Origin of the sequence: Pedobacter alluvionis (assembly GCF_003664035.1) — a bacterium.
Lineage (GTDB): Bacteria > Bacteroidota > Bacteroidia > Sphingobacteriales > Sphingobacteriaceae > Pedobacter > Pedobacter alluvionis.
In genome coordinates, this window is sequence record NZ_RCCK01000015.1 from 335999 (window position 1) to 357038 (window position 21040).

Here is a 21040-nt window from a genome sequence, read left to right on the forward strand (position 1 = left end):
AGAATTTGTTCCCCTTTGAGGGGGGCAGGGGGGATGAGAGATAATTACACTACTTTAAACAATTTTCCGTTAGATTAAACAATGAATAAAAAACTTTTAATACTGCCTTTATTCGCATTAATTGCATTTTATGCTTGTCAGAACAAAACAAACCGAAATGTTGATGAAAATGTAGAAAAGGCAACAGGTTTAGTTTCTCCTGATTTTAATGCCGATAGTGCTTATGCTTATACCAAAGCTCAGGTTGACTTTGGGCCAAGGATTCCAGGCACCACCGCTCATCAAAAATGTGCAGATTATTTGGTGGTAAAATTAAGGACGTTCGGTGCAGAAGTAAGTATCCAGGGTGAGCAAACGCAAACTTATGATAGGAAAAGCTTTCAACTGAAAAATATTGTCGCCATTTTTAATCCAGGTCAAAAAAAGAGGATTTTAATTACGGCACACTGGGATGCCCGTCCATTTTCTGATCAGGATACCGATCCTGCAAATCATGCAAAACCTTTTGATGCGGCAAATGATGGTGCAAGCGGGGTGGCGGTGATTTTGGAAATGGCACGTCAGATTCAACAGAAACAGCCAGATGTTGGAGTCGATTTTGTATTGTGGGATTTAGAAGACTATGGCAAGGCCAATGATGAAACGCCAGATGAAACTACCTGGTGTTTAGGTTCTCAATACTGGGCTAAAAAAGCAAATGCGAAAGGGTATAAAGCTTTGTACGGCATTAACCTCGATATGGTTGGTGGCGGTAACGCACAGTTTACTCAGGATGAAATCTCCCGTCAGGCTGCTCCAAATGTAGTGAACAAGGTTTGGAACATTGGTAATGAAATTGGCTATGCCTCTTACTTCACGAAAATTCCGAGTGGGAAATTGGTTGATGATCATCTTTGGATGAACAAAGCAGGTATTCCATCTATCGATATTATCCATTACAATGACAACAGTGGTTTTTATATCAATTGGCACACGCAATTGGATAACTTAGCCAATATTGATAAAAATACGTTGAAGGCCACCGGGCAAACTGTTTTAGAAGTCATATATAGAGAAAAATAACTGTCCTTAATGTGTAATTGTTAATTACTTTTAAGGTCATACATTAAAGAAAATTCTATATTCGCCAAACAATATTATCTTAATTAATAATGAAACAATTATTTTCAACTGCAATAGCTTCGCTTTTCGCCCTGGGTGCTTTTGCCCAAAAAAGCGACGGAACAACCAAATCTTTAGTAAATGCTGAAAAGGATTTTGCTAAGTCAATTGCCAAAAATGGAGATAAAGAAGCTTTTACAGACTATTCAACAACAAGCACTTTAGTGTTTAGGCCAAACCCAGTTAATGCTAAAACTTTTTATGCTGGCAAAGCAGATGCTGAAAAGGATGTAACATGGACGCCAAACTTGGCAAAGGTATCACGCAGTGGCGATTTAGGTTTTACCACAGGGCCGTATGAAGTTGGAACTTCGGAGAAAAAATACGGTCAATATCTATCAATCTGGAAACCGGAAAACGGCAGATGGAAACTAGCTATTGATTTAGGAACAGAAAGTAATAAACCTTTGGCTAAAGTTTCGCCACAGTTTATCGAGCCTAAAGATCATGTTGCACCAAAGTTTTTAAATGAAAAGGAAATTAAGGCTGGGAAGGATATTATCTTAACTACTGAAAAAACATTAAATACCTTGTTAAAAACCCATGGAATTGCAGCATTTGGAGGCTTTTTAACCAACGATGCACGTTTACTTTTCCCAGGTAACGAAGCCATTGATGGAAAAGGAAAAATTATTTCTTTTTATAATGGAATGATTAGCAAAATCAATTTGAAAACAACAGGGGTAGATAAGGCAATCGGTAGTGATTTGGCCTATACTTATGGTGTGGCTACTATTGATTACAAAGCCGATTTACGTGAAAGTTTTAACTATGTTTTCGTTTATGAAAAAGCAGCAGACGCAAGCTGGAACTTAATTGTACAGGCTTTCGTACCTGCAGAAAGATAAATAACAAATGTGAATTAAAGAGGGCTCTCCGTAAAAAGAAGCCCTTTTTTTATTTCAGAGATTTATCTTTTTTCCGCACTCAAGGTCGGTTTAGCCCCGATTGAAGCGGCATCCTTGGAGCATAGCGGAAAGATATAGCGAAAAGCGGGAACAAACATTAAAAATAGCACAGTTTTTGCGCTTCAAAACAAGGATAATTACAAATAAAACAACCTTTTTTACGTTTAGAATTCATGCACAAAAAGTTACTTCTACTCTCCACGCTTACTTTACTTTTCTTAAACGTTTCTGCTCAAAAGAAAAAATTTGATGTACAGGGTAAAGCTGGTGCACGCGGTATTATGCCCGAAAATACCATTGAGGGAATGTTAAAAGCTATCGATTTAGGTGTTAACACCTTAGAGATGGATGCAGTAATCTCAAAAGATAAACAGGTCGTGCTTTCACAAGAGCCTTATTTCAATAACGAGATTTCTTTACAACCCAACGGTAAGGCGATTACTTTAAAAGACCAAAAGAATTATAACATCTATAAAATGGATTATGAGGAGGTTAAAAAGTTTGATGTAGGGAGTAAAGTCCATAGCCGCTTTCCCGGACAGATGAAGTTTAAAGCTTACAAACCGCTACTCTCTGAAACTATAGATGCAGTTGATGCTTACGTTAAGGAACACAAACTAGCCAAACCGGTTTATAGTATCGAAACGAAAACGATTAAAAATGGCGACAATGAATTTCATCCGGAACCTGCAGAATTTGTAGAGTTGATTATGGATATCGTTAATTCGAAAAAAATTGCTAAAAGGGTTATTATCGAATCGTTTGATATGCGAACGCTACAATACCTGCACGAGAAATATCCAAAAATACAAACTTCATTATTGATTGATGAAAAAGAACCCTTTGAAGATTATATTGAGAAATTAGGTTTTAAACCTACCATTTATAGTCCCTATTCCGTTCTGGTTGGTAAAGGCCTGGTAGACCGCTGTCATAAAATGGGGATCAAAATTATCCCCTGGACAGTTAATACGGTGAAAGAAGTGAATTATTTTATGAGTTTGGGGGTAGATGGCATCATTACCGATTTCCCAAACATTATGGGGCAACTCAAAAAATAAAGAAGTATAAAAAAAGCGTTCAGATTTTAAATCGGAACGCTTTTTTTATGCTTCCTGAAAAGAAGGCCCTAATGGTGTGCTTCTGGTTTTTCGTGCGCTGCTTCAGTTTTTTCATGATGAGCAGATGCTTCTTCGTGGTTAAAGATTGGTCTGGTGAAATAGACACACAGTAATAAAACCAGAATCCATGCAGCCAATGGTAAAGCCCAAATGCCTTTTGTTTGCTGAGCCGGTGCGTGTGAATCGTGAGCTGACATATCGAATATTTTTGATTTAAAAATTTATGCTTTGTAATTGTGTGGTAAAGATAGTAACAAAATTAAAATAATAAGAGCAATTTGGCGAATAGTATTTGAAGGTCATCCAGCGTATTAAAAAGTGATAAAAGGCACTGCCTTTTATCACTGTAAGTCGTAAATCATTGCTTTTGTGCTATTCATTTTGCCTTTAATACGGTTTTGATGCTCCTGTAAAGTGCTTTGTTCATCCTGAACGGCATTAAACAGTTCGGCTTTTTTGAAATGGTTTGCCGCTTCTGCAAAATTTTGCTGTTGCTCAGCATGTAGGCCCAAACATTCGTATATATGTGCTTCGCAAACACCAGGAACAAGTAAAGCTTTCTCTGCAACCTGTTTCACCAGCTTGTGCATTTTAAGCGTAATAACAAGTTCCAGATAGGGTTTATATACTTCTGGAAAATCAGAATCTAGCTCAATGCAGCGTTTGTAATAATAACCTGCGGTTTTGTAATCTTTAAAGTGGTTTTGATAAATATCGCCCAATTGAAAATATGCTCTTGCATAATCAGGGTCGAAAACAATAATTTCGTTAAAATACTGAAGTGCCTTGGGTAATTCGCCCCAGTGCAGTTCTTCAATGGCCTGTAGATATTTTTCTTCTACAGTGGTATAAATGTCCATAACGGATATAATTAATTTTAATAAGCGATTAATGCTTAGCAAATGCGTAATAAATGATTTTAAATTTTGGTTTTATGCTATAACGGCAAAAACGCTAAGGGTTGGGAAGGAAATTTAAGTCAATACCCAAGCCCTTTATGCCACAAGACGGGCTAAAGCTTAATTGTTGGATATGTAGTTGACGTAGCATTTCTATAAATTATGATGCAAAGATATTTATTTTCAGTGAATTGCAAATTATTTTTTTTTCGATCGATGAGCTTTTCATATTGACCAGCGCATTTTTAATCTGTCTCCTATGCCTTAAAATATGAACAATGGCATGTTCGAGCATCTGTTCTACATCGTATTGTTGTCCCCACTTTGTGTTGATCTTTTTCGATTGATCGAACTCTTCCATGGTGATGTCTGGATTTCTGTTGAAAAAGTCCTGGTTATACTTAAATGCTTCCCGGAGTCTTGAGATATAAGGTATGATCTGGTCAAACTGCCACTCATTCGTTTCTCTGAATATTTACACGAATATAGCTTGTAGAGTTGACAACTTTAATAGCAAAGAGGCAATAAAGTTGTCAACTCTTGCATTAATTTCTAATATTTTGAAATAGGATTTTATGTTGGTCGAGATTTGCAATCTCGACCTGCTGTATTGTGGATTTGTAATCCACTAATAGAAGTTAAAAATTCTGGCTCATCAGACTGGATTACAAATCCCGACTAGCTTAATGCTACTACAATAAATCTTTAATGATTTTTTCGATTGATAAACCTTCAGCTTCTGCGCGGTAGTTCCGCACAATACGGTGACGTAAAATAGGCTCGGCTACGGCTTTTACATCTTCAATATCTGGTGAATATTTTCCGGTTACAGCGGCATGGCATTTTGCGCCCAGCACTAAAAATTGCGAAGCACGCGGACCTGCACCCCAGCTAATATATTTATTAACGGCATCAGTCGCAAACTCACTATTTGGACGGGTTTTAGCAGCTAGTTTAACGGCATATTCCAAAACGTTATCGGTAATTGGAATATCGCGGATCAGTTTCTGGAAATATTGGATATCATCTGCATGGATAATTTTCTGCAGTTGAGTGGTTTTATTGCTTGTGGTGTTTTTTACGATGTTCAATTCATCTGCAAAGGCAGGATAATTTAATTGAATGTTGAACATGAACCGATCCAATTGAGCTTCGGGTAGGGGATAAGTTCCTTCCTGTTCAATTGGATTTTGTGTGGCCAAAACAAAGAATGGTTTTGGTAAAGTATGCGTTTGTCCGCCTGCAGTGACCGATTTTTCCTGCATGGCTTCCAATAAAGCCGCCTGGGTTTTTGGCGGTGTACGGTTAATCTCATCAGCTAGGATAATATTAGAAAAAACAGGCCCTTTTATAAATTTAAAATGCCTGTCTTCTCCTAAAATCTCTGCGCCAATAATATCGCTGGGCATTAAATCGGGTGTAAACTGGATCCGGTTAAAATCGAGGTCCAAAACAGATGCAACTGTTTGTACAAGTAAAGTTTTAGCCAACCCTGGTACGCCAACCAACAAGCAGTGTCCGTTGCTAAAAATGGCGATTAAAACAGATTTTATGATGTCATCTTGTCCAACTACTACTTTGCTTATTTCGGCTTTGATGTTGTTGAAAGATTGATGAAGTGCATCAACAGCTTCTACTTCGTTCTTGTACTGCATTGGTATTATTTTGCGGCTGTGGTTTTAGTCCAGATTTTTAGTTCATCACAGGTATTAAATTCGTCGTCGATTTTAATGTAGGTGCTTTCGCGACGTTTTTCAAACCATTCGCTTAAAGTACGATTAATTTTATCACTTTGTGCGGCATCTCTGATTTTTGGGAAATCTTGAGCTAAGTTTGCTTTGTGCGGTGGAATTTTAGATTTTAAATATAAAATGCGGTACCCTTGTTTTCCATCAGCTGCCGTAAATAAATCTGGTTTGGAAATACCACCGATTTTCATACTATCGATTACCAGAAACACAGAAGGATCTAATTTATCAACAGGAATAAAGGTACTTCTTGCCTGAACATTTTCTGCATTAAGCATCATACCACCATTGTATTTGCTCTCTTTATTATCTGAATAAAGGTTTGCTGCAGCAGCGAAGCTTATTTTTTTACCAATAATGTTATTGTAAATGCTATCTGCATGTAATTTTAAACGAGTCAAACTTTCTGGTGTAGTTTTAGGCGTAATTAAAATATGTCTAACGTGTACCTGCTCACCTCTGCGCTCTAAAACCTGTAAAAAGTGGAAACCATAATCTGTTTCGAATACGGGCGAAATTTCTCCGGCTTTTAGTTTAAATGCCCAGGCCGTAAATTCTTTAACCATGGTGTTCCTGTCGATAAAACCGTAATCACCACCATCGGCAGCAGAACCTGGATCTTCAGAATAAGTTTTTGCTAAAACACCCATATCCTCGCCACTTTTAACCCTTAAACGAAGGGCTTCAATTTTATCGCGGAATTTCTGTTTTTCTGCTCTGGTTAACTGTGGATTTAAAATCACTTCACCAACTTCAACTTCGGTATTAAATTCCGGAACACTATCACCCAAAGATTTGAAATACTTTTCAACCTCCATTGGCGTAACATTAATGTTTTCGGTGATTTTTTGCTGCATTTTCTGTGCAATCAATTCATCTTTTACCGATGGTCTGATTTCATCTTTGTACTGCAAAACAGATTTGTTCAAGAATTGCTCTAAACGCTCCTGGCCACCTGCACGCTGCATACTGTAACGCATGCGCTTGTTAACCTCATCATCAACGGCACCGTCCTCAACCATTACTGAATCGATTTCAGCCTGTTGTTTAAGCAGCTTTTGGGTTAAGGTTTGTTGTAAAATTTTACATTTAATCTCACTGTTAGGCTGGTTACCCTGATAAAGATATTGTGTGTATTGTTGGTTTAAATCTGATAGCAGGATAATATTATTTCCTACAACAGCAGCAACTTTATCTACAGTATGCTTTTGAGCGAAACTGTTTAAAAACAGGCAAATTAAAGCGGTTGCTACTAAAAAAACTTTCTTCATTCTATTTATTATATTTTGCAAATTTAATACTTATGGTCAAAAAAAACAGGTTGGTTATAACTTGGCAAGCTTCTTCAACTCGTTTTCGTTAATTTTAATCTGATATTTTTGTTTTAGGCCTTTAAGCCATTTTTCTTCTAAACTTAGTTGGTAATCGGCAATTACCTCTCCTCTAACTTCGCTTAAAGGTTTATCGTAATTTTGTTTGTTTTTCGTATAAAATTCATTTATCGCCTGCTCGTCTTCCTGCGCCTTGTTCCATATTTTTTGTTCAGAAACATTAAACATTAAAACACCTTCGCGGTATTCGTTCAGCAGGAAATCGTGATCTTTGCTACTCACCCCAACTTTTTTATGTGTGGTCAATGCATCCTCATAAGTTTTAATTTCTTCCTGGTAACCTGCGTTTTTGTCCAATCCCATTTCGCGGGCATCTAAAACCTTAAGCTTAAAATTTATGTACAAGTTTAAATAGGCCTGTAAAGTATTGTACGCAGCACTAACGTTTCCATTATGGCTTTTTTTGTATGCCCACATAAATTCTTTAGCACTTATTGATTTACCGTTTATAACAGCCACGTTTTGTGCAAACGAAATGCTATAAATAAAGCTGAAAACAAATAGGCAATAAGCTTTCCTCACGCAGGGCACTCTATAAATTTTAAGGGATAAAAGTAACAATTAGCGACGCTATTATAAGATATTTAACTAATTTTAACAGAAATTATTATCCAACAAAAATACGAATGGAAAACCAGGTTACCAACAATGCGAATGCTTTACGTTTATTTTTTACTGAAGAGGTTTTTTTGGTAAAGGATGAAAGTGTAGAAATTCTGCCTTTGCGTAATCCAGAGGCAGTTTTGGCTGTCGAAAAAGTTTCCGTTAATGAAGTAAAAGAACCTGTTTTTAAAGTAGAAATAGCACAAATTCCTGGGATTAATCCTACAAATTCTCCTAAAGTTTATCCGCAAGCACCTGAAATTCCGCATATTGTGGCCGAACCAGCACCTGAAAAAACGTTTAAATTTTTGGGTGGAAATAAAAAATCAGTACTCATTTTAGTTAATGATAGTGAGCATGATGTAAGTACCGAACAAGGCAGAGAACTGTTGCGGAAAATTGTTAAAGCTATAGATTTAGGTACCCCCGATTTTGCCATACTAAATTATTCGAATTATAAGGGAACAGATTTCGTAGAATTACGCCGGTTTTTTAAACCTGCCATCATGTTATCTTTCGGAGTAGCGTTTGCCGACTTGCGACTGGACCTTACCTGGCAGAATGAAATCATCGTTCACGAAACCACCAGAATTATCTTTGCGCCTAACCTCCATCATCTCGATAGTGATTTAACCGCTAAAAAAACACTTTGGGGGCATCTGCAGAAAATTAAATAGCGATTTCGCAAGCGTATCAAGTATTGAGAATCAAGTATCAAGTGCCGAGATATGGCATTTTAATCCGACTCGAAAAATCTTAAACCCTATACCTTAAACCTTTTACCTTCCTAAAATGAAAAAACTTGTATTCGCCACCAATAACCAACACAAAACTGAAGAAATACGCGCTGCACTTGAAGGTAAATATGAAGTATTGAATTTAGAAGATATTGGTTGTTTGGTTGATATTCCTGAAACTGCTGATACTTTTGAAGGCAATGCAACTTTAAAAAGCAGTTATGTGGCTGAACATTTTAATTTAGACTGTTTTGCCGACGATAGTGGCTTAGAGGTAGATGCTTTGAACAACGAGCCGGGTGTTTATTCCGCCCGATATTCTGGAAGTCGTGATAGCCTGGAAAATATTCAACTGGTTTTAACTAAGCTTGAGGAGAACCCAAATAGAAAAGCAAGGTTTAAAACGGTGATCTCGTTAATGCAGGATGGTAAAAATCACATTTTTGAAGGTACAATAGAAGGTACAATCAGAACAGCATTATCAGGTTCGAAGGGTTTTGGTTATGATCCCATTTTTCAGCCGGATGGTTACGATATTACTTTTGCTGAAATGGATATGGCAGAAAAGAATAAAATCAGTCACAGGGCTATTGCACTAAAAAAGATGTTGGATTTTTTGAGGGGAAAATCATAAAAATCTTTTTTTCTTTTTACCACTTTGTCGATTGTCTATAAATGTTACAATCTCTAAAGTGTTGCTTTTCTGTTTAATTCGGTATACAACTGATACGTGCGGAATGATCACGCCAATATGAGTATTCTTTGTTTTATAAGTTTTTCTAGAGATTAATGGTTCTTCAGATAGTGTTTCGAGATAAGTAAAAACCCTGGTGATGAACTTTTTCAATTCTACTTCTGTCCAGTTTTCTTTTAGATAATCAATGTTTTTTTGGAAAGTCTCACCAGCTCTTTTAGACCAGATGATATTCATTACACGCTAAACCTTTTTTTTGCCTCTTCATGGCTAAAACTTTCACCCCGATCAAGTTGGTTTATGCCTTCCAGAATATCGTCTTGTTGGCTGTTGTTTAATCCATCAAACCAATCAAAGTCCCTTGCAGTAATTAATGATTTAATATCTCTGATTAAACTTTCATCATTCGAATTAATGATCTGTTGAAGTACACTTAGTTTTTCTGATTGTAAATCCATACATAAATTTAACCATTAATTTGATGAATAGCAAAAACTACATTTTACCAACTGCCTTTTTCACTTGAGCAGAATCTTTTTTCACTTGTACTGAGTCCTTTTTTGGTAGAATCGGTTTAATGCCAAAGTTGGTTGTGTCGGATGGTTTAACTTGAGGCAATTTCTTATCTATATTTAAGCTGTCTTTTCCCAAAGCGCTTTTCGGTTTAACGACAGGTGTTGTTGTTGATGGTTTGCCTGCCGTGGTTGTGGTTTTAGCACCAGCCACAGTTTTACCTGCAATTGCTTTCGCCTTTGCTTTGGGCTTAGTTTTACCCGAAGAGCCTATGGCATCTTTTTTTGATTTCGGACGTTCAGTCGGTTTCCATGAAAATCCTTTTAAAACATGATCTTTTGCAATCGTATTTTCGGGATTCAAAGCCCCTTCTATCCCCTTGATATAAACAATTTCTTCAATGGCATTTTCCTTATCTTTAAAAATGAATTTTATCCTGCTGCTTAGGGTTTGGTTCATTTCTTTATACACCTTGGTGCTGTCATCCTGGGTATAATAAATACTTTCGGCATTACCATCTACATAAAGGGTCTTAAATTTTCCATTCGTAAAGAAACCCGTCATTAACCTTCCTTTTATTTGATTAAATCTTAATGAATCTTTTGGCGTATTTACTAAAAATGCATTCCTAAATGCCTGTAAGTTATTCAGTTTTTTATTCTTGAACTGTACAAATATCGTGTCGCCAACTTGCTGAGAGCCTTCAGACCAGAGGATAGGGTTGCTGTAGCAACGTAAAGTAGAATCGGCACTGGTGTAAAACAGACTATCTGTTTTGGCCTGTATATTCGTTTTGAAAATCTTAACGCCATGGTAAGCCTTAATAATACGCGTTTGAACAGTGTCGGCTGGGTTAAATTTGGTCGTGTCAGTGTTTAATGCTCCGGCTTTTAACTTTCCCAGAACTTTTGTTAAGCTATCTTTAGCGCCGTATTTTGTGAGCTTCTTTTGCTGGCTATCGATTTTTGTTTTTGAAATTTCCTTTACAATTGGAGAAGCCCCGTTGATAATCTTTTTTTGCAAACTATCGATTGTGCTTTTCGATACATTCTTTGTAATCGCATTAGCTTTATCAGCCAGCCTTTTTATACTATCAGTTTTAAGTTTAGGCAGGTTTTTGATAATAGAATCGGCCTTGTTCTTTAAAAGATTATTTTTCTGCAAACTATCGGGATTAAGCTTGGGTAGTCCTTTGCTAAGTGAGTCTACTTTCGATTTTAAACTGTCAACGCTTTTATCCTTCAGGTTCAGCTGTTCCTCTGTTTCGGCATCGCCTTTGTTCTTTTTCTTTTTGTCAGCTTTGCTATTTCTGGCATTACGTTTATTTCTGTCTTCTTTTTGAGTTGATTCAGCCTCTGGTTTAAATTTTGGCTCCCCTTTTCCTTTCTTTTCGCCGGTATCTTCATCGTCTTCACCAACCTGGTTATCGGCTTTGATTGAAATTTTAGGGATTAACTTTAAGGTTTTTTGTAACACCATTTGTGTTTCCAGCGTATCTGCACCCATCCATAAACTATCAGGCCTTTTTTTATTCTTCACCATGATCGAATCTTCCGTGCCAATACCCAGATATGCATTGCGGGTGACTAATGTTCTCTGATCTATTTTATAGTAATAACCCAAATCACCGAACATTTTCATTTTATCTTTCGTGTCAGAAAAAACAATGTTTTTCACAGCTTTACCAACCCCTTTTTTTCCGAAATAATACAAACTATCACCTTTTAGCGATCTGGTGCCTTGTGTATATAGGTTTTTCTTTCCGAAAAAAGCATCCTCGGTCATGGTATTGTATTGGCCATTTTCGGTATACAGATTATCATCTTTTCCTTTGATATTAGTTGGGCCGTAAAAGTAAGTCCATTTATTTTTAGTGTTGTAGCTCATCGTATCCGATTTGATGGTGGCTTGTGGTGTAAGCACTACTACATCATATCTGAAATACGCATCACTGCCTTCACGGCTGTAGCCCTGACTAAAATAATAGCCATTTTTACTTGTTACTGTTACTTGTTGATTTACGATTTTTCCTCCACTGGTATAAGTGCCTATCTTGCTGAAGGTATTGTAATCTAAAATATTGGTGGTTAAGGTAGATGTTGGGTCTCTCATTACCACATTTCCCGTTAAATGTGCCTGCTTTTTATTTCCATCGTATTCGAGCTGATCGGAATAGATATCAGTAGTAAGCTGGTTGATGTGCACGTTTTTATAAGCTTCAAAATAATTTCTTTCGCTGTAAAATACAGCGCTATCACATGCTAAAGTGGCATTGTCTTGTTGGAAAACCGGGTTTTTTAAAAGTGTTTTGTTTTCCTTAGTAATAACAAAAACTTTTGCGAAAGAGATAACTTTAATTTTACTCCCCTGTTTTTGGGCTAAAAGAATTACGGGGGAAAATATAAAAAATGTAAAAATAAATAGTTTTTGCACCCTGCAAAGTTAGTTTTTTATATAGAAAAATAAATCCATGATGCATTAATATATTGTAAATGCTCTGTATAATATTTATTATTCAGAGCATTTAGATTTTCTTTAGTTAGGTACCGGAGGAGGGGGAGATGGTAATTGATCACATTGATATTGTCCTGAGCAATTTGCATTTACCCAATTAATTGAAGCTTGCGCACTCCATAAAATACCGACTTTGCCGTCACATTGGCACAGGTAATCTCCACTTCCACTACCAGAACCTCCCATAACTTTTTTCAGTTGGGTTCTTGTTAATACTTCTCCTTTGTTAAAGGCATTTGATTTTAATTTTTTCATTTTTATAGATTTATGTTTATTAAAAATAACATTAATTTTTGTTATTAAAATTAAATATTTTTGATGGATGTTACCCATAAGCCAATTTCAAGATTTTATTGAACAGCAGCAGCTGTTTGTTCGGGCTAACAAGATCCTTTTGGCCGTTAGCGGAGGAAAAGACTCGGTATTAATGTTGCATTTGTTTAAAGCAATAGGCATCGATGTTGGTGTGGCACATTGTAATTTCAATTTACGGGCTGATGAAGCACAACGCGACGAAAGTTTTGTTGCACTATTGGCCAAAAATTTGGGATTACCTTTTTATGTAACGCATTTTGATACCAAAAAATATGCGGCCGAAAATAAAATTTCTACCCAAATGGCCGCACGCGATCTCCGTTATAATTGGTTTGAAGGAATTAGAAGTAAAGAAGGCTACGATTACATTGCCCTGGCACAACACCAGAACGATGCGGTAGAAACAGTACTCATTAATCTTACCCGTGGTACCGGTATAAGTGGGTTGCACGGTATTTTGCCTAAGCGGGATTTACTGATCAGGCCCTTGCTCTTTTTAAACCGGCAGCAGATTGATGAGTTGGTAAAGGTTAATAATTTAGATTTTGTAGAAGACAGCTCGAACGCAAGTATAAAATACACCAGGAATAAAATCAGACTACAGGTAGTACCGCATTTGCAGGAAATCAACCCAAATCTCGAAAAAACATTTGCTGAAAATATTGCACGCTTTGCTGAGCTGGAGACTTTTTTAAATATCCAGGTCCAGAAACTTGCACATAAAATTCTAAATAAAATAAATGATGGCATTTATATACCTTTAGAAGAGGTTTCGAAATTAAATCCGCAAAAGCTCTTGCTTTACGAGTTGCTTAAGCCTTTTAATTTTGGTGAAAATGTAGTGCAGGAAATTTTAGATAGTTTAAAGGCTTTAAGTGGTACACATTTTTTTAGCGCTACCCATCAGGCTATTATCAATAGAAATGATCTGGTTATTGTTGAAAAAAATATATCGGTCACTGCTAATCAATTTATCCATCCAACAACAGAAAACATTGCTTTTGCCAATGATGAAATTTCGCTGACATTTACAGATGAGGTGAAATTCGAAATTAATTCGAATAAAGCGTTTGTTAATGCCGATAAATTAATTTTTCCTTTGGTACTAAGGAATTGGCAAAATGGAGATAAATTTATTCCACTGGGCATGCGTAATCTTAAAAAGGTAAGTGATTATTTTATCGACGAGAAAGTTCCCCTGCATTTGAAAAGCGTCACCCCGATTCTGGTTAACGGGAACGGTGAAATTGTTTGGATTGCAGGTATGCGGCAAGACAACCGATATAAATTAACTACAGCAACAAAAAAAGTTGCTATATTCGAACTCAAAATTAAATAAGTGGAAAGCAAATACGCCTATATCGAAAAACAATACATCGGCCGCGATTATGTGCGCATTTTCATCAGGCTAATTATGGCTGCTTTCTGTTTTGCCGCTTATGTTTACGAGCGCGATCGTGACAATACGCAAGATTTGTTCCTCGTTGTAGGCTTCGGAATCATTGGGGTTTCTATGCTTTTGCTTTTCCTTATTCAGTACAAAATTGTGGTAGATAATGGTAGTATGATCCTGGATGGCCTTTGGACAACCAAGCGTGTTAAGATAGATCTAAATAGCATTGTTGATGTGCGTAAGGCAACTTATAGTCGTTATTTTTTTAATAATCCGGTTTACAACCTGCATACAAAAGGTACAATCCGCTTTTATTCATCGGGCAAGGATGCAGTGGTTTTAACCGATAGGGATGGCCTGGAGTATTTTATTGGTACCCAAAGGCCAAATGAACTCTTCCTTGTTATAAAAGAAGAAATGCGCAATCTTAAATAACTTTATTTCATTTCCCATCTACTCATTTTTATATAATTGTTTCTGGTTTTAGCCCTGATGTGATAGCTATCTGATGTGTCGCATTGTGAAGGAAAATTAATAATTGCATCTTATTGCATTATTGCAATAAACCGACACGCATTATAGATTAAAATCGGCTACATTTGCGGTAACAACAATACATTTACGATGAAGATAGGAATTGTTTGCTACCCCACTTTTGGCGGTAGTGGAGTAGTTGCAACAGAACTTGGTAAAGCACTAGCTAACGAGGGACACCAGGTTCACTTTATTACTTATAGTCAGCCCGCGAGGCTCGATTTCTTTTCTTCCAATCTGTTTTATCACGAGGTATCAGTAAGGGATTATCCCCTTTTTGATTACGCCCCATACGAATCGGCGCTGGCCAGCAAACTGGTAGATGTTGTTCGGTTTGAACAATTGGATGTGTTACACGTTCATTATGCCATTCCGCATGCATCTGCAGCTTTTATGGCGAAGCAGATTTTGGCGAGTTATGGCCTTCATATTCCGGTAGTGACCACTTTGCATGGTACAGATATTACTTTAGTGGGTAAAGATCCAACCTATAAACCTGTGGTTACTTTTTCTATTAATCAAAGCGATGGTGTAACTACAGTGTCGGAAGATTTGAAAGAAGATACTTATAACCATTTTGAGATTACAAAAGAAATTAAAGTAATACCAAATTTTATAGATTTTTCGCGATTCAGTTTACAGGCAAAAGGACACTTTAAAAAAGCGATTGCACCAAATAATGAACGCATTTTAATCCATACCAGTAATTTCAGAAAAGTGAAACGTACTGCTGATGTGATCAGGATTTTCGAAAAAGTACAGGCAGTTATTCCGTCAAAACTATTAATGGTAGGGGATGGACCCGAACGCGCCTACAATGAGCAGCTTTGCAGATCGTTAAATATTGGTGAAAATGTAAGGTTTTTAGGTAAGCAAGATGCCGTAGAAGAAATCCTGTCGGTTTCAGATCTTTTCTTAATGCCGTCAGAATCTGAAAGTTTTGGTTTGGCAGCATTAGAAGCAATGGCTTGTAAAGTGCCCGCAATTACCACCAATGCCGGCGGTTTACCAGAACTTAATATTGATGGCTTTTGTGGTTACATGAGCAATGTTGGTGATGTAGAATCGATGGCGGCCCATGCGATTGAAATTTTAAAAGATGATGAAACACTTAACCGTTTTAAAGAAAACGCGTTTAAAAGGGCACAAGATTTTGATCTGAAAAAAATCCTGCCCGTTTATGTTAGCTATTATAAAGAAGTAATTGAAAACTCTTTGCAAGCTAAATATTAACAATAAGGCTCATATAATATTTATCCACAGATAAAAAGGATGCATACAGATGATAAATCCGCGTTATCTGTGTGCATCTGTGGTTAAAAACTTAAGTATGGTATTTGGAATTCCCTGGCTGATGATCCATATCAGTAATATTTAATAAAAGTAAACTTTCTCTAAATCAAATGATTATAAATCGTATCTTTGCAGCCTGAAACGGTTTGGAGGATAAAGATTCGTAAATCATTTCAGCAAAATTAAAAAGAGGTTATCCCAAATGAAGAAAATAGTTGATTACAGAAAGCTTTTGAGCGTAGATAAAAATGCTGAGTTAAAAGAGCTTAAGTCTGTGTACCGTACATTGATGAAAGATTGTCACCCTGATAAATTTCAGCAGGAAGAAGAGAAATTAGATGCAGAAGCAAGAAGTAAAGAGATTATCGAAGCTTATCATTTCCTGGTAAGTATTGCGCCAGAAACACGCGAACAGAATATCGAAACGTACACACAAACAACTACTTTGTCGAATATTCAGGATTTCGAATACAAACAGCAGGTTTTAAATATCCAGTTTTTTGATGGAAGTGCTTACGAATATTTCGACGTGCCAAAAGCAATTTATGTGAAATTGGTTAATGCCGATTCACCAGGTCGTTTTGCTCGCAGGCATATCTTTAATGAATTCCCATATCGGAATGTAGCCAGAGTTGCAGAACCGGCATAATAAGCGATATTTATAATATTTAAGTGGTCCCAATGAAAATCGGGACCATTTTTTTATTCCTTAATAGCCGATAATATTAGTTTTCTATATCGTTTGGTGCTATAAAGATATTGAGCTAAACTACCATTGACAGGTCGGTAGAACGGTCGTCATCTCGACTGGAGTGTAACGGAATGGAGAGATCTTTGAAGCCAGTTAATTTAAAAGATTTCTCCACTGCGGTCGAAATGACGATTTATCTTAACCTTTCATTCCAGGCTCCTTGTTTTTTCTAAAACTGAATTCTCATGATGACGTGCGATCAAAATTAAGATATTCCGACCATTGTAATTCTTTGGGCAGCGTCTGATTGCTAAATTCAAGATGGATTACCCTTCTTTTTTGATTGTTGGTTGTTCGGCTTGAACTGTGCAGCAGCAACGGCTTCATAATCATTACAGCGCCCCGCGCTACATTGCAGCTAACTTCTTTTTCGATGCTCCAGTCGATCGTTTCGGGGCGGTAAATGCCTTTACTGTGTGAATTGGTAATTACTTTGAGTGCACCATTCTCTTCATTGGTATGATCAAGGTGGATGCGGATGGTGAAATTGTTTTCGAGAATATGAAGTGGCGGTTGAACAGCGAACTGATCGTTTTTCTTGGTGTAAGGGCCAAATCCCGGAATTTCTACTTTCTCGTTAACCGAAATGGTCAAATCCTGATGATAAGAAACAAACCAATTAGAATTTTCGGGTTTGTCGAAGTAGATTGATTTAACAAGAAAATAATCTTTGCCAAAAATCTCTTGTATGATGGCTTTTAGTTTTTTATTGAAAATTAGCCCAATGGTATCCGGAACTTCTTTTAAAAGCCGGCGTATCGCAAAAAGATCGTCTGATTTCCTAAAGGTTTCTTTTGTGGTATCTGCCCTGTTAATTGCCGTCAGGATATCTTCTATTTCCTGATCTGTAAATACATCATCAATCACGGAAAATCCTGATTCCTGAATTTCTTTTTCCTTAACCGTTAAATCCATCACCTCAATTATTCAACATGGGTTTAAAGCGGTTATCTTTATTTCTCAGATCCAAGCCGCCTTCATAAACTGATTTTAAATTAATCAGGTAAAAACTCCAACCATTATGACAACCCAGGCGGATGTTCTGTTTTGAATGGTCATCATCAGGGATATTCTTTTGGGTTAATTCAACAACTGTATATTCAAATTCTTCACGCAGTTTGATCTCAACCAAACAAGCTCCGGCAAAAGTGAACTGAAAATAATCTGTGCCGTTTGCTTCGGTTACCGTTCCACTTTCGATATCATCATACAGGTACCAGATCCATTTATACCGATCGCCTTTAAGTGCGTTCTGCGTTTTACTGAGCAATACTTTATTCTCGTCAGTAAACGATGCATTGCTTAAAAACCATTTTTCAATTTCGCTGGCCTCTGTCCATGCATTATAGATGTCCTCAAGTTTTGCTTTAACGGCTATCCTGATGGTGAATTTGGTCCAATCGAAGTTCTCCATTGGCTGAATTTTGTATGATTAATTAAAAACTAAACAAACCGGAGCACCAACATCGATCCTTTTGCCGCTATCTGTTAATTTACCCGTTATTTTGTTGCGGTTAAAAATAACAATGTTGTTGGTATACTGGTGTCCGATCAATAAGAATTTTCCGGTCGGATCAATGGTGAAATTTCTTGGTCCTTTGCCCAATGTACTTACTGTTTCAATAAATTTCAACTTTCCGGTAGATAAAATAGAGAATGCAGAAATACTATTCGCATCGCCACGGTTGGTTTCATAAAGAAATTTTCCATCAGCCGAAACATGGATATCTGCCCCGTCAACCTTGCCGGTAAAATCTTTCGACGTGGTGCCGATCTCCTGAATTTTGGTCAAACTTCCATCTGCGTAAGCAAAAACTGTTATGCTACCGTTAAATTCGTGCGCCAAATAGGTAAATTTTCCATTCGGACTAAAAGTAATGTGCCTCGGGCCAGTACCTGCATTGGTTTTTAGCACTGATTTTACTGTTAATATTTTTTCTTTCGCGGTTGGATTATAATTGTAAATATAAGTTTGATCTTCGCCCAGGTCGTTAACAATTAGGTATTTATGATCTGGTGTAAATTTTGTCATGTGTACATGAGCGCTTTCTTGTCTGCCTTTCGGATCGATGCTTTTTCCGGTATGTTTGATGATTTGCAAGGCTTCTGTTAAAGACCCATCAGCTTTTCGTGAAAATACCGCTAAACTGCCACCACTATAATTCGCTACAATTACATTTTTGGCATCAACGGTAATAAAACAAGGGTCAGCACCATGGCTATCAACTTTATTTAAAAAAGTTAAATCGCCTGTTTTGGCATCATATTTAAATGCGCTTACCGTACTGGTAGCTCCGGTTTCGTTAACGGCATAAACAAATTTGTTATCAGGTGAAACGGCTACGTAACTTGGATTAGCCGTGTTTTTCGCAATGTTTTTTATGCTTGTAACTCCCGTTAAAGCATTAAAGTTATAAGTATAAATTCCTTCGCTTTTTCCTGGTGCGGTATAGGTGCCGACAATGAGATTATAGTTGGTTTTTTGAGCGAAACTAAGGGTCGATAGCATAGAAAGGATAAGCAATGAACTGAGTTTTTTCATGAAACGATGATGTTGATTTAGCAAATATAAATAAAGTTGGTCACGGAGGCATAGAAAACACGGAAGATGTTTCTTGGTTATCGTCCTCGTTTGTAACGAGGATGAGTGAGAGGTGCATTTTTAATGCATGTTATTGCTGGACGATACAATCGTCTTTCTCCTGCATCCTCTTACAGACTAGGACGATGGGAGGTAGAATCCAACTCTGTGAACGCTGTGCTTTCTCTGTGCGCTTTGTGGTGAAAAATAGCAATACAAAAAAAGGCAACCATTGGTTGCCTTGTATATTATTTTATTAAATGTTTAATCTGGATCAGTTCATGTTCTTCAAGATAGCGCCATCTGCCACGTGGTAGGTCTTTCTTGGTTAAATTGCCATAAACTACACGGTCTAATTTTTCTACATTATAACCTAAGTGTTCAAAAATACGGCGAACAATCCTGTTTTTACCACTGTGAATCTGGATACCGATTTCTTTTTTGGTTCCACCTGCAACGTAAGAAATGTTATCTGGTTTAATCAGACCATCTTCCAGCTCTAAACCAAAAGCAATTTTGTTCAAATCGCCTTGTGATAAAGATTTATCCAGTTCAACATTGTAAATTTTAGTGATACCGTTTTTAGGGTGTGATAATTTATCAGCCAAATCACCATCGTTTGTCATTAACAACAAACCTGTGGTATTTCTGTCTAAACGTCCAACTGGATAAATGCGCTCGCGGCTGGCTTTATCAACCAACTGCATTACCGTACGGCGTTCCTGTGGATCATCAGTAGTGGTGATGTAATCTTTTGGTTTGTTCAATAAAACGTAAACCTTTTTCTCACGTTTTAATAATTCGCCGTTGTAACGAACCAAATCCTTTGCAGGGTCTACTTTATGTCCGAGTTCAGTAACAGCTTCACCATTTACGGTAATAATGCCGGCAATAATTAACTCATCGGCTTTACGACGAGAGCAGATGCCTGCATTTGAAATATATCTGTTTAGACGGATTAGACCTTTATCTTCGTTTGTTTTACGGCCCTGGGTAATTACAGTGCGCTCCGGGCGGTTAAATTCTGTATCTCTTGGCTGTGCATCCTCGCGTTTTCTAAACGGGCGGGTGTCGCCTTCCCTTGGCTCTCTGGGTTTTACATCTCTTGAACTTCCAGCACTTGGCTTGAAATCGTCTGATTTGCCTCTTGATTTGTAATCTTTATATCCGCCCTCTCTTGGTTTGTAATCCCTCGGTCCATCATCCTTAGATTTGAAATCACGTTCACCTGTTCTCGGTTTGTAATCTCTCGATCCACCTTCTCTTGGTTTAAAGTCGCGGTCGCCAGTTCTCGGTTTAAAATCTCTCGAATCTCCATCCTTAGATTTGAAATCACGTTCTCCTGTTCTTGGCTTATAATCTCTTGCACCACCTTCTCTTGGTTTAAAATCCCTGTCTCCTGTTCTTGGTTTGTAGTCTCTTGATCCACCTTCTCTCGGTTTGAAATCACGGTCGCCGGTTCTTGGCTTGTAATCTCTCGATTTACCTTCTCTTGGTTTGAAACCACGGTCTTCTGCTCCTGAATCTTTAGATTTAAACTCACGGTCGCCGAATTTGAAACTCTGTGGTTCCGAATCTTTCGATTTGAAATCACGTCCGCCTGATCTTGGTTTGAAATCTTTTTTGTCTCCGAAAGATTTTGATTTGAAATCTTTACTGTCTGCGCTTCTAGGTCTGAAGCCTTCTTTTGAATCGGATGATTTTTTGAATTTGCTGTCTTTGTTGTCTGATCTTTTTCTGTCAGACCCGGCCGAACTACTTCTGCCTTCTGTTCTCCGACTGTCTGATTTGGACTTGTCATCCCGACTGTTCCTGTTGTTTTTATTTATCATGATACGCTTTTAACCGCATTAAAAATGCGGGCTGCAAATTTATGAAAAAATG

The 21040-nt window shown here is 37.3% G+C and carries 22 protein-coding genes; 9 read left to right on the forward strand and 13 right to left on the reverse strand.

Features of this window, described 5'->3' with window-relative positions; genetic code table 11:
- Positions 1-81: 81 nt before the first annotated feature.
- The 3 genes from BCL90_RS23440 to BCL90_RS23450 all read left to right on the forward strand — a co-directional run bounded on the left by BCL90_RS23440 (position 82) and on the right by BCL90_RS23450 (position 3130).
- On the forward strand, positions 82-1062 hold the full coding sequence (locus tag BCL90_RS23440) for a M28 family peptidase (RefSeq protein ID WP_121287732.1): 981 nt from the start codon (positions 82-84) through the stop codon (positions 1060-1062).
- A gap of 89 nt (positions 1063-1151) precedes the next feature.
- Positions 1152-2009, forward strand: coding sequence for a nuclear transport factor 2 family protein (locus BCL90_RS23445; RefSeq protein WP_121287733.1), 858 nt, complete (start codon positions 1152-1154; stop codon positions 2007-2009).
- Between the two features lie 233 nt (positions 2010-2242).
- Positions 2243-3130: a glycerophosphodiester phosphodiesterase family protein gene (locus tag BCL90_RS23450; RefSeq protein ID WP_121287734.1), complete on the forward strand. Its 888-nt coding sequence runs from the start codon at positions 2243-2245 to the stop codon at positions 3128-3130.
- A gap of 68 nt (positions 3131-3198) precedes the next feature.
- Here the strand turns inward: BCL90_RS23450 and BCL90_RS23455 are convergent, their stop codons facing one another.
- The 5 genes from BCL90_RS23455 to BCL90_RS23480 all read right to left on the reverse strand — a co-directional run bounded on the left by BCL90_RS23455 (position 3199) and on the right by BCL90_RS23480 (position 7687).
- Positions 3199-3387, reverse strand: coding sequence for a hypothetical protein (locus BCL90_RS23455; RefSeq protein WP_090502258.1), 189 nt, complete (start codon positions 3385-3387; stop codon positions 3199-3201).
- Between the two features lie 144 nt (positions 3388-3531).
- Positions 3532-4050 (reverse strand): hypothetical protein, encoded by a 519-nt coding sequence (locus BCL90_RS23460; RefSeq protein ID WP_121287735.1) that lies wholly within the window; start codon positions 4048-4050, stop codon positions 3532-3534.
- Between the two features lie 731 nt (positions 4051-4781).
- Entirely contained in the window at positions 4782-5744 is a 963-nt protein-coding gene (locus tag BCL90_RS23470; RefSeq protein ID WP_121287736.1) for an AAA family ATPase, read from the reverse strand.
- 5 nt (positions 5745-5749) lie between these two features.
- Complete coding sequence (locus BCL90_RS23475) at positions 5750-7108, reverse strand: peptidylprolyl isomerase (protein ID WP_121287737.1); 1359 nt, start codon at positions 7106-7108, stop codon at positions 5750-5752.
- Between the two features lie 54 nt (positions 7109-7162).
- A complete protein-coding gene (locus BCL90_RS23480) occupies positions 7163-7687 on the reverse strand; it encodes a hypothetical protein (RefSeq protein WP_244095132.1) in 525 nt (174 codons plus the stop codon).
- Positions 7688-7854: 167 nt separating this feature from the next.
- Between BCL90_RS23480 and BCL90_RS23485 the strand changes: the two genes are divergently transcribed.
- Both BCL90_RS23485 and BCL90_RS23490 read left to right on the forward strand, forming a co-directional pair.
- Entirely contained in the window at positions 7855-8508 is a 654-nt protein-coding gene (locus BCL90_RS23485) for a hypothetical protein (protein ID WP_121287739.1), read from the forward strand.
- A gap of 115 nt (positions 8509-8623) precedes the next feature.
- Positions 8624-9202: a non-canonical purine NTP diphosphatase gene (locus BCL90_RS23490; RefSeq protein WP_121287740.1), complete on the forward strand. Its 579-nt coding sequence runs from the start codon at positions 8624-8626 to the stop codon at positions 9200-9202.
- Here the strand turns inward: BCL90_RS23490 and BCL90_RS23495 are convergent.
- The 4 genes from BCL90_RS23495 to BCL90_RS23510 form a co-directional block, all read right to left on the reverse strand.
- Positions 9197-9499, reverse strand: coding sequence for a type II toxin-antitoxin system RelE/ParE family toxin (locus tag BCL90_RS23495; protein ID WP_121287741.1), 303 nt, complete (start codon positions 9497-9499; stop codon positions 9197-9199). The two genes, BCL90_RS23490 and BCL90_RS23495, sit on opposite strands and share 6 nt — an antisense overlap.
- Positions 9499-9720 carry a hypothetical protein gene (locus BCL90_RS23500; protein ID WP_121287742.1) on the reverse strand — a complete coding sequence of 74 codons (222 nt, stop codon included), beginning with the start codon at positions 9718-9720 and terminating at the stop codon, positions 9499-9501. Before BCL90_RS23500 ends, BCL90_RS23495 begins: the two co-directional genes overlap by 1 nt.
- Before the next feature lie 37 nt (positions 9721-9757).
- A complete protein-coding gene (locus tag BCL90_RS23505; RefSeq protein WP_121287743.1) occupies positions 9758-12208 on the reverse strand; it encodes an OstA-like protein in 2451 nt (816 codons plus the stop codon).
- Between the two features lie 102 nt (positions 12209-12310).
- A complete protein-coding gene (locus BCL90_RS23510) occupies positions 12311-12622 on the reverse strand; it encodes a hypothetical protein (protein WP_121287744.1) in 312 nt (103 codons plus the stop codon).
- Between BCL90_RS23510 and tilS the strand changes: the two genes are divergently transcribed.
- The 4 genes from tilS (at position 12612) to BCL90_RS23530 (ending at position 16473) form a co-directional block, all read left to right on the forward strand.
- The gene (gene tilS, locus BCL90_RS23515; protein WP_121287745.1) at positions 12612-13943 is read left to right on the forward strand and encodes a tRNA lysidine(34) synthetase TilS; all 1332 of its coding nucleotides are present in this window, start codon (positions 12612-12614) and stop codon (positions 13941-13943) included. The genes BCL90_RS23510 and tilS overlap by 11 nt on opposite strands.
- A complete protein-coding gene (locus BCL90_RS23520) occupies positions 13944-14432 on the forward strand; it encodes a hypothetical protein (protein WP_029282618.1) in 489 nt (162 codons plus the stop codon). It begins immediately after the preceding gene.
- Between the two features lie 189 nt (positions 14433-14621).
- Positions 14622-15764: an N-acetyl-alpha-D-glucosaminyl L-malate synthase BshA gene (gene bshA / locus BCL90_RS23525; protein WP_121287746.1), complete on the forward strand. Its 1143-nt coding sequence runs from the start codon at positions 14622-14624 to the stop codon at positions 15762-15764.
- A 262-nt stretch (positions 15765-16026) separates the two neighbouring features.
- Complete coding sequence (locus BCL90_RS23530; protein ID WP_029279950.1) at positions 16027-16473, forward strand: KTSC domain-containing protein; 447 nt, start codon at positions 16027-16029, stop codon at positions 16471-16473.
- Positions 16474-16758: 285 nt separating this feature from the next.
- On the opposite strand, the gene BCL90_RS23535 is transcribed toward BCL90_RS23530, so the two are convergent.
- The 4 genes from BCL90_RS23535 to BCL90_RS23550 all read right to left on the reverse strand — a co-directional run bounded on the left by BCL90_RS23535 (position 16759) and on the right by BCL90_RS23550 (position 20988).
- Positions 16759-17490 carry a phytanoyl-CoA dioxygenase family protein gene (locus tag BCL90_RS23535; protein WP_121287747.1) on the reverse strand — a complete coding sequence of 244 codons (732 nt, stop codon included), beginning with the start codon at positions 17488-17490 and terminating at the stop codon, positions 16759-16761.
- Between the two features lie 4 nt (positions 17491-17494).
- Positions 17495-17989 carry an SRPBCC family protein gene (locus BCL90_RS23540; RefSeq protein WP_121287748.1) on the reverse strand — a complete coding sequence of 165 codons (495 nt, stop codon included), beginning with the start codon at positions 17987-17989 and terminating at the stop codon, positions 17495-17497.
- A gap of 18 nt (positions 17990-18007) precedes the next feature.
- The gene (locus BCL90_RS23545) at positions 18008-19117 is read right to left on the reverse strand and encodes a lactonase family protein (protein WP_121287749.1); all 1110 of its coding nucleotides are present in this window, start codon (positions 19115-19117) and stop codon (positions 18008-18010) included.
- A gap of 287 nt (positions 19118-19404) precedes the next feature.
- Positions 19405-20988: a pseudouridine synthase gene (locus BCL90_RS23550; RefSeq protein WP_121287750.1), complete on the reverse strand. Its 1584-nt coding sequence runs from the start codon at positions 20986-20988 to the stop codon at positions 19405-19407.
- Between the last annotated feature and the right edge of the window lie 52 nt (positions 20989-21040).

Coding starts and splice junctions, on each gene's coding strand:
- bshA (WP_121287746.1), top strand. CDS start 14,622: ATGAAGATAGGAATTGTTTGCTACCCCACTTTTGGCGGTAGTGGAGTA.
- BCL90_RS23500 (WP_121287742.1), bottom strand. CDS start 9,720: ATGGATTTACAATCAGAAAAACTAAGTGTACTTCAACAGATCATTAAT.
- BCL90_RS23550 (WP_121287750.1), bottom strand. CDS start 20,988: ATGATAAATAAAAACAACAGGAACAGTCGGGATGACAAGTCCAAATCA.
- BCL90_RS23455 (WP_090502258.1), bottom strand. CDS start 3,387: ATGTCAGCTCACGATTCACACGCACCGGCTCAGCAAACAAAAGGCATT.
- tilS (WP_121287745.1), top strand. CDS start 12,612: ATGTTACCCATAAGCCAATTTCAAGATTTTATTGAACAGCAGCAGCTG.
- BCL90_RS23440 (WP_121287732.1), top strand. CDS start 82: ATGAATAAAAAACTTTTAATACTGCCTTTATTCGCATTAATTGCATTT.
- BCL90_RS23540 (WP_121287748.1), bottom strand. CDS start 17,989: ATGGAGAACTTCGATTGGACCAAATTCACCATCAGGATAGCCGTTAAA.
- BCL90_RS23460 (WP_121287735.1), bottom strand. CDS start 4,050: ATGGACATTTATACCACTGTAGAAGAAAAATATCTACAGGCCATTGAA.
- BCL90_RS23445 (WP_121287733.1), top strand. CDS start 1,152: ATGAAACAATTATTTTCAACTGCAATAGCTTCGCTTTTCGCCCTGGGT.
- BCL90_RS23530 (WP_029279950.1), top strand. CDS start 16,027: ATGAAGAAAATAGTTGATTACAGAAAGCTTTTGAGCGTAGATAAAAAT.
- BCL90_RS23510 (WP_121287744.1), bottom strand. CDS start 12,622: ATGGGTAACATCCATCAAAAATATTTAATTTTAATAACAAAAATTAAT.
- BCL90_RS23485 (WP_121287739.1), top strand. CDS start 7,855: ATGGAAAACCAGGTTACCAACAATGCGAATGCTTTACGTTTATTTTTT.
- BCL90_RS23535 (WP_121287747.1), bottom strand. CDS start 17,490: ATGGATTTAACGGTTAAGGAAAAAGAAATTCAGGAATCAGGATTTTCC.
- BCL90_RS23450 (WP_121287734.1), top strand. CDS start 2,243: ATGCACAAAAAGTTACTTCTACTCTCCACGCTTACTTTACTTTTCTTA.
- BCL90_RS23495 (WP_121287741.1), bottom strand. CDS start 9,499: ATGAATATCATCTGGTCTAAAAGAGCTGGTGAGACTTTCCAAAAAAAC.
- BCL90_RS23545 (WP_121287749.1), bottom strand. CDS start 19,117: ATGAAAAAACTCAGTTCATTGCTTATCCTTTCTATGCTATCGACCCTT.
- BCL90_RS23475 (WP_121287737.1), bottom strand. CDS start 7,108: ATGAAGAAAGTTTTTTTAGTAGCAACCGCTTTAATTTGCCTGTTTTTA.
- BCL90_RS23490 (WP_121287740.1), top strand. CDS start 8,624: ATGAAAAAACTTGTATTCGCCACCAATAACCAACACAAAACTGAAGAA.
- BCL90_RS23470 (WP_121287736.1), bottom strand. CDS start 5,744: ATGCAGTACAAGAACGAAGTAGAAGCTGTTGATGCACTTCATCAATCT.